Annotated in this window: 10 protein-coding genes; 2 read left to right on the top strand and 8 right to left on the bottom strand. The window is 36.2% G+C overall.

Going from position 1 to position 12,911, the window contains the following annotated elements; translation table 11 throughout:
- Positions 1-89: 89 nt before the first annotated feature.
- The 6 genes from ACMA47_RS22880 to ACMA47_RS22855 all read right to left on the bottom strand — a co-directional run bounded on the left by ACMA47_RS22880 (position 90) and on the right by ACMA47_RS22855 (position 6,824).
- Positions 90-2,174, bottom strand: a complete 2,085-nt coding sequence (locus ACMA47_RS22880) for a DNA topoisomerase (RefSeq protein WP_413931627.1) — start codon at positions 2,172-2,174, stop codon at positions 90-92.
- A gap of 11 nt (positions 2,175-2,185) precedes the next feature.
- On the bottom strand, positions 2,186-3,574 hold the full coding sequence (locus ACMA47_RS22875) for a DUF3945 domain-containing protein (RefSeq protein WP_413931626.1): 1,389 nt from the start codon (positions 3,572-3,574) through the stop codon (positions 2,186-2,188).
- Positions 3,575-3,646: 72 nt separating this feature from the next.
- Positions 3,647-3,946: a helix-turn-helix domain-containing protein gene (locus tag ACMA47_RS22870; RefSeq protein ID WP_002981567.1), complete on the bottom strand. Its 300-nt coding sequence runs from the start codon at positions 3,944-3,946 to the stop codon at positions 3,647-3,649.
- 240 nt (positions 3,947-4,186) lie between these two features.
- On the bottom strand, positions 4,187-5,029 hold the full coding sequence (locus ACMA47_RS22865) for an RteC domain-containing protein (protein WP_002981569.1): 843 nt from the start codon (positions 5,027-5,029) through the stop codon (positions 4,187-4,189).
- Positions 5,030-5,394: 365 nt separating this feature from the next.
- Entirely contained in the window at positions 5,395-6,294 is a 900-nt protein-coding gene (locus ACMA47_RS22860) for a ferredoxin family protein (RefSeq protein ID WP_413931625.1), read from the bottom strand.
- On the bottom strand, positions 6,291-6,824 hold the full coding sequence (locus tag ACMA47_RS22855) for a hypothetical protein (protein WP_413931624.1): 534 nt from the start codon (positions 6,822-6,824) through the stop codon (positions 6,291-6,293). Before ACMA47_RS22855 ends, ACMA47_RS22860 begins: the two co-directional genes overlap by 4 nt.
- 158 nt (positions 6,825-6,982) lie before the next feature.
- On the opposite strand from ACMA47_RS22855, the gene ACMA47_RS22850 reads away from it, so the two are divergent.
- Together ACMA47_RS22850 and ACMA47_RS22845 are read left to right on the top strand one after the other, a co-directional pair.
- Positions 6,983-7,594, top strand: coding sequence for a Crp/Fnr family transcriptional regulator (locus ACMA47_RS22850; RefSeq protein WP_413931623.1), 612 nt, complete (start codon positions 6,983-6,985; stop codon positions 7,592-7,594).
- 1,548 nt (positions 7,595-9,142) lie between these two features.
- A complete protein-coding gene (locus tag ACMA47_RS22845; RefSeq protein ID WP_413931622.1) occupies positions 9,143-10,606 on the top strand; it encodes a hypothetical protein in 1,464 nt (487 codons plus the stop codon).
- Between the two features lie 124 nt (positions 10,607-10,730).
- Here ACMA47_RS22845 and ACMA47_RS22840 read toward each other — a convergent pair whose 3' ends face one another.
- Together ACMA47_RS22840 and prmA are read right to left on the bottom strand one after the other, a co-directional pair.
- Complete coding sequence (locus ACMA47_RS22840; protein ID WP_413931621.1) at positions 10,731-11,570, bottom strand: SH3 domain-containing protein; 840 nt, start codon at positions 11,568-11,570, stop codon at positions 10,731-10,733.
- 24 nt (positions 11,571-11,594) lie between these two features.
- Complete coding sequence (gene prmA, locus ACMA47_RS22835; RefSeq protein ID WP_407845838.1) at positions 11,595-12,422, bottom strand: 50S ribosomal protein L11 methyltransferase; 828 nt, start codon at positions 12,420-12,422, stop codon at positions 11,595-11,597.
- Positions 12,423-12,911: the final 489 nt, after the last annotated feature.

Raw genomic sequence — 12,911 nt, 5'->3', positions numbered from 1 at the left:
TCCTATTCTTGCCAAGATATTCCCATTACACAAAAAAGCCCGGAACCATTGCAGGTCCCGGACTTCACCAACCAAAATCACATCATGAACTATTTGTATTTTCCTTTCTTTTTTTGTTCAAACTCAAAGGATGTTGAACCCGACCCGTCCAGCAGTATGTAGGCATTAAAGGATTTCCCATTTCTGCCTATCATCCTTTTTATCAATGGGGTTCTGCCTTTTACAAGAAGGGCATCAATTTCCCGATAACTTAGCTGAACGCCACAGATATTGCGAAATAATACCCAATGACAGGCTTCCTCTCTGCATTTAACAACTTTTTCACGCAGGATCACTTTGCCCTTACATTTAGGACAGCATAGATCCGTATTATCCCCGGAAGCTCTTTTTACGTCCAGTAATTCACTGGTTATTTCATGTACCGCGAGCTCAACCTCCGCATGAAAAAGTTCCGCATCAATCTCTCCATTTTCAATTTTTTCGAATGCAATCTCCCACTGCGCCGTCATCGCAGCATCAGCAATTTTCTTGTCCCCCACTATTTCATAAACAAGCATGCCTTTATCTGTGGGAACAATACTCTTTTTATCCCGAAGGATATATCCCCTATCAAAAAGGGTTTCGATAATAGCGGCCCGTGTGGCAGGTGTGCCGATACCGATGTTTTTTAGGATTTTTCGTTCTTCCTCGTTTTCAACTGTACTGCCTACATTTTCCATTGTCGCAAGGAGATCTGCCTCCGTATAGAGCATCGGGGGTTTTGTTTTTTTCGCAAGTACATTTACAGCATCAATATTCAGCTGCATTCCGCTCTGCAGATCAGGAAAATCAGTGACAAGATCCTCACCTTCCACCTCAAAATTTCCATTGATCAATTTCCAGCCAGCAGAAGTGATCCTGATAGCTTTCAGTTTAAAATGATAGTGAAGTGCTGAGATTCGTATGTCTGTGATCTCCCGGTGGCAGGGCGGGGAAATAGATTCAAGAAGTCGTTTTGCGACCATATCGTACAAAGCATCTTCGCTTCCTTCCAGCCTGGTAGGAATATTTTCAGTAATCAATATGCCGTGATGGTCGGTAACCTTCACATCATTTACAATATGCTTATTATAGCGTTCCCACTTGATTTGATCAACAGCTTCCTTACAGGATGTCCGGGAACCTAAAGCCAGGATTAAAGTGGGTATTTCTGGCCAGATGTCCTCCGGTATGTACTTGGAACCCGTTCTGGGATAGGTTATAAATTTCTTTTCATAAAGCTTCTGAGCAATCTCAAGTGTCCGTTCGGCAGAATAACCCAGCTTTTTATTCGCTTCTTTCTGCAATCCCGTAAGGTCAAAAAGCAGGGGAGCCTGGATCGTACCCGATTTTTTTTCCACCTCTTTTATCTCAGCGTTCCCACAGCGTTCAATTGTCCGCATGATTGATTCGGCCTTTTGTTTATCATCCCACTTATCCTCGGAATGACTTCTGAAACTTATTCCTTCTTTTATAAAGGATAGTTCCAGCTGAAAATAATTTTTGACCTCAAATGCTTTATGCGCAAGAAAACGCTTACAGATCAGTGCGAGCGTAGGTGTCTGCACCCGTCCCAACGAAAATAAGCCATCACCCATCGCAATGGTAAGCGCCTGTGTCGCATTGATTCCTACAAGCCAGTCACATTGTGACCGTTCTCTGCCAGCCGCAAATAGACCATCAAATTCACTTCCCTGTTTTAGATTCTGAAATCCTTGGATTATTGCCTTTTCTGTAAGGCTGTTTATCCACAGACGCTCAAAGGGCTTGGTACAGCCCAGATATTGATAGATAAACCGGAAGATCACCTCTCCTTCCCTTCCAGCATCCGTCGCCACAATGATGCTGTCACTCTTTCTAAATATAGAGTCAATAATTTCAAGCTGCTTCTTTGACTCCTCATCATAGACATAGCCATTCCCAGATTTCACCTTTCTTCCATTCAATTTGAATTCTACGGGGATTATGGGTAGGGATTCCCTGTTGAATCCCTTAATCCCATATTCCTCCGGCATCGCCAGTCCTACAAGATGTCCAAAGGCCCAGGTTACAAAAAAACCTCCACCTTCAAAATAACCGTCCCTCTTCTCTGTCGCCCCAATAATGCGAGCCAGTTCATTGGCTACTGAGGGCTTCTCTGCTATAATCGCTTTCATCAGATCAGGGTTTAATGCATTTTCGGCCCTCTGGCATTTTCCTTTTTAGCAGCATTTTTCTGCGCGTTATTGGCAGTATCATCCTGTTTTTTTGCCTGCCCCTGGTCAGATCCCTGAGTTTCGGCCTGTTTCTGAGTTTTCTCCTGCTGAGGATTGTCAAAATCGAATTCTAGCTTACCGGTTTGCTTATTCTGCCACACATATCCATTGTAAACCTTTGTGGCCTCTTTATTAACAATTCCTTTCATAAAAATAACTTCACCATCTTCCAGACGTTTTCTATCCTTCTCATCCAGGACCTGACCTCTAAATTCATTCGGGATGGCATTATTCTGCCCCTGCTGCTGTCCTTCACTTTGCCCAATAAAGACCAGTTTTTTAGCATCCGCGTTATACTGCAGCTGCTGGTTAAAGACTTCACCTGTCTTTGTATTTACCATGCCTTCGACAAGAACTGGTCTTCCTTCAAGAAGTTCGGCTTTCTGTTCGGGATTTAACTTAACTCCCCCAAACTTTTCACTGATCTTGATACGCTCCACTGGAAATGACACGACCTCATTGGTGAGTTTATCAATGCTGATAAGCGACTTCACTTTAGTACCATCGGAATAGTTTGTGAGTTCTGCAACTCGCCCCATGTTCCCAGTCTTTAAAAGATTCTCTTTATCTTCAGGAGAAAAAGAATGCCCATAAAACTGGTTTTTAAGATCCGGTTCGATTCGGACACCATGCGTCATGACTTTTACCTGATCACTATCTTTTGCTTTTCTTAGTGACAATCGGGCATCTGCTTTCACGACTACACTGTCAAAATTTCCTTCGATCCTGTAAACTCCGTCTGATTTATACCCTTTTAACATTTTGTCCAATTGTCCATTCTTTTCAAGTAGTGCACGATTCAGGTTAAATTTTTCAAGTGTTGTCCAGTCAATATCCTCGACTTTGTATTTGTAAACCGATTTGGTTTCAGTTGCTGGCGCTGCGCCTTCTGAGTTTTGATTTGTATCCATATTTTTTTGATTTAATTTGTTGTCATACTTAATCTCAAGGGCATCCAAAAGTTTATTGCCCTCCGGCGTAGGATGGTCTATTGCTTTCTGCAATTTTTTTGCAACCTCATTCAAGTCAATTTCAGGAGCCCTGAAAAACCGGAATGATATCGGGTCATTAAGCCTGCGCCAGAAGTTGGAAAAGAAATTACTTATTGCATCTCCCTTATCAATTCTCATAAAATCCAGTAGATTTGACTTCTTTGGCTCAGTTGTCTTTAGATTTCCTTCTTCATCCACACCTTTTACTGCCTCAATACGGTTTTTTTTCTTATCAAGTACCAGGAGGATATCCGATAATGCTTCCAGTACCTGCTGTCCGTTTTCTTTAGAAATTGTTTGTTCGCTCATAATAAAAAGTTTTTACATTGTTCGAATCTATACTTTGTTGAATGTCATCTGCGGTAGCAATCCGCTGTTTTCCTACATAGGCGTATATTTGCCACCGTGATAGCTGTCGCGGATAAACTGGTGGACATCGGAACTTTTGTAGAACACTTTGCCGCTTATGGTAAAGTATTTGATCTTGCCGATGGTACGATAGCGCTGCAGACAGCGATAAGTTATCTTTAACATCTGAAGCACATCCTGATTGTCCAGCAGCTCTTCCCCGTCAATACTCAATCGTTTCTTTTCTCTGCTTTCAAGGTCTCCGGCAAGGATATCAAAACGCTTCATAATGCGCTCCATCCAATTCAAAAATTCAACTCTGTCAATATTCATAGCTTTTGCTGTTTGGTTTACAGATCCAAAATTGACCTAGTTTTTCCGGCTATTTCTACCAGTGGGTCTACCCATATTGCAGTCATATTGAATTTTTTTTTCTAATTATAATTGCGAAAAATCATTCATAAATCTATTTTAAGGCTGACTTTATGGGTACAGTATGACTAGATATGGGTAAAAAAAAAAGAGGGGTAATCTAATAGATTACCCCTCTCTGAAAAAATTGGCTTTTTTTAATTACAAATCATTATCCATATACTGTTCAAGTGAATGTTTCAGAAAATGTAAATATCGGGCTCTCTGACCTGCTCTGAATTTCATTTGGTAAAATGCATGATGGATATCCCCAAGACTGACCTCAAAAATATCTTCAAACATTTGGCTGATCTTTCGTAACCCCACCCGTCCATTTGAAACACTTCTTGAAATATGAAGCGCATAGATAAGTTCAATCAGTGCATTTTTTGAATCAGTCCAGGAAAACTCAGCATCTTCATTGATATCAAAGTTAGTATTGTCCGTTGGTTCCTGTCGGTTGAATTTTCCTGAAAGATAGGAATGATAGAGATCATATGCTTTGATCTGTGCAATCTTGTAATCGTAGTAGGTCGAAAACTCACGGTCAACTTCAAAGAAGAAACTGTCCACACCATCGAAATAGTTGATGTTGCCGAGCCTAAAGTAGTATTCATCCTTATCAGATCGACCTGTACGGTAATAACTGTAAAAGTCAGAAGAAGCAATATGCTTTTTGTATTCCTTATTGAGTAACCTTACCTGTTCTGTATAATAAGGCTCCGTGAGCTCTGAATTTATTGGACTATATGCCTCTATTTTTACAACTTTATTGTAAAACATCAGCATGCCCAAAATTTCAGGTTTCACACGTTTGAAAAAGATGATTTCATCAAGGATACTCTCAAATCCTTTAAGATTAATTTGTGCTTTTAATTCCGTTAAAGTTTTGTCGAGAAAAGAGACCATGTGATAAGCTTCATCAATAGCACTTTTCTTGCTTCTCGATACATTTATCTCCTCTTTCTCGATAGATAATAAAATGTTCTTATATGCCTGTTTCATATGATTTTTTTTTAAAGTGATTATGCCCCACACTTTAAAATATATCCCATCATATTGAGATAAAACAAAATTAAATATACACTATAATTTATTTCTTATGTATTGGTTACAAGGGTGCTTAATTATTTGCAGTAACACAATTGGTATCTGCTCGGATTTTGCAAAAATCCGGTTTATCAACAAGTTTAATTATTGCCGCATGGGATTTCATAGTATTAAATAAAATAATATTAATACTACAAAGAAATTAGCCTACTACTCCAATAAAAGATAAGATAAATTTATTACCTGATTTTCTTATTATCATTCCTGGCTGTCAAACATCCTTAAAGACTTTTCTACAAAAAAGCTAATACTTATAATCCTTAATTACAATTTGTGCTAGCTGGCGGAACGATTCGCCCTAATTGAATATTTGGATTGCCTTCCTGTTTCAGATTTGCCAAATAAGTATAAACGCCATCTGGTGTCAAAAAACCATTATTATTTAATTGTCCATTGCTTGGAAGCAGTAAATTAAATACATCGGTAGCATAATGTGTACAGTTATTATCATTGAGGTCATAGGGGACTTTCGATAGGGCAATAGACTGGCTAATAATTGCATTAAATTGTGTCTTGGTAACATAAAGGCTATATCTTGCATCACTTTTTCGGTATTCATCACTCGATTCTTCTCCCATAGCGCTGGGAGTAGGTTGCATGGTAGCCGATGCAGCACCGGATTTTGGGTAGAAGCCATATGATAACCTCTGTAGCTGGTTTCCGTTTGATTTTTCAATAGTAAGATAAGCATGCCCCGGCTTATCAGAATTTAGGTCTATCCTGTGTGCGTTCAAAGTTACTTTATATGTTGTATTTATATTATCTACAACATTGTTGAAACAGTTCAGTCGGTCCTCCAGGTTGATTGTTGATACTGGTGCAATTGCCGAAAAAGATCCACCCGAATTTCCTCCTGTTCCACCCCCGTCAGAACCTGGGTTTGTCCCCGGAGTAGTACCCGGACTACCACCGCTCAGGCGCAGCATAATTGCTTCCGTTGGGCACTCCGGTTCACAGACACCGCACATGATACATGTATCAAGTTGAACATATAATGCCCGGATATTCAATATTTCATTTACATAACCTTCTACAAGTGTCAATGCTTCAACTGGACAGATATTCACACAATGGCTGAATCCTTCGCATCTTTCTTGGGAAATTTGAAATCCATCCTGTTCGTAATCAGGATCGGTTGTTCCATATATCGAGTTATTCATGACTGCGCATTTAGTTGGTTAATATGAATATTTTTATTTTCTTTCAGATCCTTATCAGAAATGTAATAAATCGTTTGTCCACGTCCTGGAGGTCTTGAAAGTGAACTCGGGGTTTTATAACTGATCATAACTATATCATCACTCACTAACTCAAACAGGTGACCAAATCCCCTATTAACTAAAATATCCACATTCACGTTCTTTTTGAATATCAATGCTCCAATGATATCTAAGTTAGTCCTAGCTAATGGCTTGAATGTTTTTTTAGCTTTATTTTCAACAAGTTTAGGATCGAGTTCAACACGAACTATTTTCATATTTTTCCTGGCTTCCCTATGCTTTCTGGGCGAGGTAACGTATATAGTACTATTTGTCAACAATAAGTTGCGAAGATTTCTAAGGTCATTTTCCGGAATGCCATTTCCATGCACAGGCACGAAATCCTCCTCGGCACAGGACAATAGGTTAAAACCTAAACATAAAGAGGCATTGAGTAGCAATACCTTTTTAATAAATGTACTTCTTTTCATAAATAAATTTTTGTAATATGGTTTTCAGAATAACAAATTAAACACTATTTACAGGTAATATTTTTGATAAAAGGCAAAAAAAAGTGTGTTTAATTGAAATTTTTCACGTAAATTCCAATATCGTTACTAACTATACATTTAATCTTTCCAGAAGTAAAATGAGAAATATTGTAAATGCAGTGGAAGAAGATACAGCTAAGGAATCTTTATTGGAATTTCTCGGAATTATCCATTCCATGTCACCAGAACTGCGTGCTGCATTATTTTCAAATACACATTTGGTAAAAGTAAATAAGAAGCATATTCTACTCGACATAGATGAAATCCAAAAATCACTTTTTTTTATTGTTAAGGGGATTGTTAGATCGTACTACTTGGATAGCTATGGTAAGGACACAACTTCTTGGCTTCTTTTCGAGGGTGATCTTGCCATTTCAGTATATAGTTTTTTTAGTCAAAAACGATCTTTTGAGGTATTAGAAACTGTAGAAGATACAAGTCTCTTGGTGCTTAGCTATGATAAATTAATAGATCTCTATCATTCGTTTCCAGAGTTCAATTTTATTGGAAGGATTCTTACCGAAACATATTACATTAAAGCAGAAGAGAAAGCTAACGAATTACGTGTTTTTACTGCGACGGAACGCTACCAACATCTTATTGAAAAATATCCAAATATTATTGCACGTATTCCTTTAGGTATGATCTCTTCATACCTTGGAATCACACAATCAACTTTAAGCCGAATAAGAGCTAAAAAAGAATATTAGAAGGTATTAATGTAGCATAATCAAAAACATTAGTAGGAATTAATAGGAAAGAATAAGACTATGTAAGTTTTACATAGTTTTTTTTCGCTCTAGCCAGCGAATTTTACACAAATACCCTAGATAACAACATCATATATTTTGCAAAAAACTACATATATTCTTTCTGAAAGGGCAAATATTGGTTTTTATAAATTGTTTTAAAAATTAATTCTCAAATTACGCAAAGTAAGTGCTAAACGAAGAAATTATCGGCTTTAAAAATATATTTATCGTTCAGTCACCAATGACCAAATTTATAAACAATTAAAATTAAGAAGATGAAAAAAAGATTAAAAAGGCCACCGCCCGAGAGTTGTGCCATCAAGTTGCCCTTAATAATGGAAACAGTTACAGCCCCACTAAACTGTTAACGAGCAACTACAAAGACGATCAATAAAAAATTTGTAAACAATAAAAAAAAGTATGGATAATTCTTTAAAAATATCATCCAAAAATTTTGAAGATAAAACAAAAATAGAGTTGGCATACCGCCAACTCTACCAACTCATTTGCGCTAATAAAAATGAGTAAATAAGCTAATATTTACAGGATTCGAACTTTTTATCACATTTTTAAATGATTGAAAATCAACAAAATACACGCAAAATCCAATTAAGATCAGCAACTAAAAGGTTCGAGGATAATCCTTTGAAGTTCACTGAAAGACTTACTGGAAACAGTGAGTCTTTTTTGTTTCTATTTACTATCAAACAACCAGTAATTAATCAAATTGGATACAGCATCCCGATTTCAATCGGGACAGCAAAGGTTCGGTTCGAATCCTTTCGCGCTCACTTAATACTGGAAACAGTGAGTCTTTCTGTTATATTCAAGATCTTTGGAACTCATACTCTTAATCATTCATTCTGATATCCTGCTGAAGAAGTTATTATTCTTAGCATTAAATATCATTAGGGAAACCTGTGTCTGCTACTTAGATACTTGTACATTATAATTGAGAAACTTTCATTGAGCAGTACACAATACGATATAATGTTGGAACTTTTATTTTCATTCGTATCCCGATTTACATCTAATAGATTGGAAAAATATTGGTAAAGAAAAAGACATACCGAACATTAAGATTATTTTTTCATTTCTTTTTTTAAACTTCATGCAAAGTAAGCACAACAACAACATCCATTACAAAACCACTATACAATGTATGCAAGCAATGAACCTACACCATACATACAACCTAATAATAACGCTTACACACAGAGTAAAACAACATGATGTACCTATGATGTATTCTATAATTTTCTTATTTCTTTTCTTTTTTTGAAATTGCAGCCAAATATCGATTCTAAAACACAAAATTGATCAAAAAACCTTTATGATGCCTAACGGGTGGGGTTAATAATCCCACCTGTTTTTTCTGATATTAGCCATAATTACAAGAGTTAATAAACAGTAGTTTATATTATAATGAAATTCACTTTTATCTTGCATTATATCTAATTTTTGTAGTATCCTCAATATAGTATTTATTCTATGATGATGAAATCTTTGAAAAATTTTAATAGAATAATCTATTGCCTTGTTTTTACATGCTGTTGTTCAAAACTATTTCCACAACACTATAGTATACAGCAAATAGATACTTTACTTATAAAAACAAATGAAGAACTCAGAACCCAAATATCTAACGAGGATCTGATCATTTGGAATCAAAAAATTATAAAAGAAGCCATTCAAAATAATTACCCTAAAGGAGAAGCTCTGGGATATGCCAATATCGCCAATCGTCTATTGCTGACAGGAGAATTTAAAAAGGCCATAGAATATCTGAACCATGCTGAGGAAAAATCAAAAGATATCAATGATGACTTTCTTTCTGGTAAAATCAATCAGGAATATTCAAAGGTCTACAACAGAATGAATCTCCCTAAAATGGCTTTAGGTTATAATTCAAAAGCCATGAAATTTGCTTTAAGATTGAAAAAAGATAATCAGGACTGCCGATTTTTTTTACGGTATGTTTATTCAAACCGGGCATCGTATTTCAACGGAGTTGAACGGACTGATTCATCACTCGTCTACCTTCATAAAGCAATGAAAATAGATCAGAATCCTTTAGATATAGCACTTATAGCCTATCATTATACAAAGTATGACCGAAATTTAGATTCAGCCAATTATTATTTTAAAAAAAGTCTTGACCTGATAGAAACCCAAAGGTTTAAACATAATAAATACCAGAGAGCAGTTGTTTTATATAATTATGGCTTTTTTCTGTATGTTCAGAAAAAAAATAATGAGGCTATTGATGCCTACCAAGAATCTCTTGAACTGGCAAAACAAGTAAACAGACCTTATCTGGTCTTAGATAATTACAGATGGCTGGCCACAGTTTATAAAGACCTTAAAGAATCTGAGAAAGAATCTGAATATTTAAATAAGGCAACCTTACTGAAAGACAGCTTAGACAATAACCAAAGCAAAGCTATCACATTAGCTTTTAATAAAATTTCCAAAAAAGAAGAAGAAAAACAGAAAAACAAATTCCTGACATTTTTATGGTATGGAGGAGTTTTATTTGTACTTATTTTTTTGCTGTCTCTTTATTTTTATCTACAGTTTAAAAGAAAGAAAAAAAGGCTTATTGAAAGCAAAACAATTATTCTTCGGCAGGAAGAAGAAGCAAAAATTCTAAAAAGAAAGCTCAATGAAAATCATGAGCAGATCATTCAACTGGCAAAAAAAAATGGTGTTGGTTTTTTAGCATTATTTCAGGAGACCTATCCTGAAGTCTGCCAGCAACTTTTAAAAATCAACGTTAATCTTTCCCCCTCTGACTTATCTTTCTGTGCTATGATATGGCTGGGGTTCTCTTCAAAAGAAATTGCACAATATTCTTCTATGGAGCACAGATCTGTACAAACGAAGAAATACCGCTTACGCAAAAAGCTACATCTTGAAGCACACACTGATCTCTATCAATTTATTAGATCAATATCTGAGGTTAAATAATTTTCACGAGCATAATGAATATGATGATGATTTCCCTCTAAAATAATAAGAGTTTAACCCTGACACTATATGTAAAATCCCTCAACCTTAATTGAGGGATTTTTAATTTTCGTCAATACTGATTTTATTTCAGTTTGTAGGTATTTCCATTCCAAAGGTAAGTTCTGGATGAATATTTTTTCTTCTCTCTATCTCTTTCATCCACTTCCATATCTTCCACTTTTAAGATAAATGCATTGGGAATTCCTCCTTTATCATTGGGAAAAACAAACTCTTCACTGTGATAAAAAGCACCGGCATCCCCTACGTTTGTCAATTGCGGAAGGGTAATCAACTTTTTATCTTTGAAAAGAACATACTGATCATAACTTGCTATTCCACAAGCTTCTCCGGAAACCATTGCTTTTAAGGTGAATTCAACATTTTGCAGTTTGTGGTTGCTTTCTATATTGAATGCTGCTGAACTCAGCTCCTCTCCTCTTCCTGTATCAAAATACACCTCATCAATAAGTGTATTTCCTTCCAATACTTTTATTCCGGCAATGTTTTGTTTTTCGATCTCATTGATTTCTTTATTCTTCCGGTCAATTGTTTTGGAAAGCCCAAAGAGGAAATCATACCCATTCTTATTACGGTAGCCTACACAAAGATTGCCACCCCAGATATATCCTTCCAATGTATTCTCTCCTTTCTGATAAGAAATTTTATACCAGTTAGCATTTCTTTCTCCCAGTTTCAGGACTGCATTTTCTTTTTTAAGGATCATTACCTGTTGGTTCACCTGCAATGAATCTACAATCTGAGCATTCACTCCGGGATCTGATCTCACGCGGGTCCAATCCGTAAAGATTTTTTGAGTTTTATTTTCTTCAAAGCTAAAGATACCATCTGCATATACTTCATTTTCCTGTGCTGTAAAAAACTGCAGCATCAGTAAAAATAAAGCTGTCCATAAAGTTTTCATATTCGTATTTTGTTTTTTGGTGTGTTATTTTTCAAGCAGAAGGCTTACCCACTCTTCACGCTGTAATTTCTTTTTAAGCTCCAGACCGCTTTCTTTGCATACTTCCAGAATATCATCTACATCAAAGAAGCATAGTCCTGAAAGCAATAATTTTCCTCCTTCATTCAATACTGAAACGTAAGTCGGGATATCTGAAATCAGAATATTTCTGTTGATATTGGCTAAAATGATATCATAATTCTCTTTGCCCAGGTTTTCAGCAGTTCCCTGTTCAATATCCAGTTCTACATTGTTTCTTACTGCATTTTCTTTTGAGTTTTCCACTGACCATTCGTCAATATCAATAGCTTTTGTATCTCCAGCCCCCTGTTGTTTTGCATAAATGGCCAATACAGAAGTTCCGCATCCCATATCCAATACTTTTTTACCATTGAAATCAATATCCATCATTTGCTGGATCATCAAATGGGTTGTAGGGTGATGTCCTGTTCCGAAAGACATTTTAGGCTGAATAATAATTTCATGCATTCCCGGTACAGATTCATGGAATTCTGCTCTGATCAATACTTTATCATCGATATTGATGGGAGAGAAATTCTTTTCCCATTCTTCATTCCAGTTGATATTCGGCATTTCTTCGAAAGAATATTCGATTTTTACATTTTCGTTTTCGAAGATTGGAAGTGCTTTCAACTGATCTTCGTGAAAAAGTTCTGTCTGAATATATCCTAAAATTCCGTCAATTTCTTCTGTAAAGCTGTCAAAACCTATCTCTATAAGTTCTGCCATTAATATCTCGTTCCAAGGTTGCAATGGAGAAATCTTGAAATTGAATTCTAAATAATTTTGCATGTGACTAATTTGCTGCAAAAATACTAATGTTATTACGGTTAAAAAAATGATAGAGGGATTTTTGGCTGAAACCGGGGATTTTTATGATTTATTATCCCGCAGATTGCACTGATTACGCAGATGATTGCATACAGGATATTCAATAGGGACGGGCTTTAGCCTGTCTTCAAAATCAAGACAAATTCCATTGGCTTTAGCCAAAACGTATTATAAAAAGACCTGGAAATAAATTCTCTATTATTTTTCTTTCCTAAAGGCCATGTAGATTTATTTTGAAATACTAGAAATTCCAGGTTTGGGCTAAAGCCTCAGACGTATGAAAAAAGAAAAAGCGGGCTAAAGCCCGCTCCTACTGAATGAACCTTATATGGAAAGGTTGTTTCTTTTCTATCCCACAGATTGCGCAGATAACACAGATTTTATAAAAAAGAAAGCGGGCTAAAGCCCGCTCCTATTGAATTTTATGATCCAAAGAAAAATAAGAGTTCT

Source organism: Chryseobacterium sp. T20 (genome assembly GCF_047345655.1).
Classification (GTDB): domain Bacteria; phylum Bacteroidota; class Bacteroidia; order Flavobacteriales; family Weeksellaceae; genus Chryseobacterium.
This window is presented reverse-complemented; position numbering and strand designations above follow the sequence as displayed.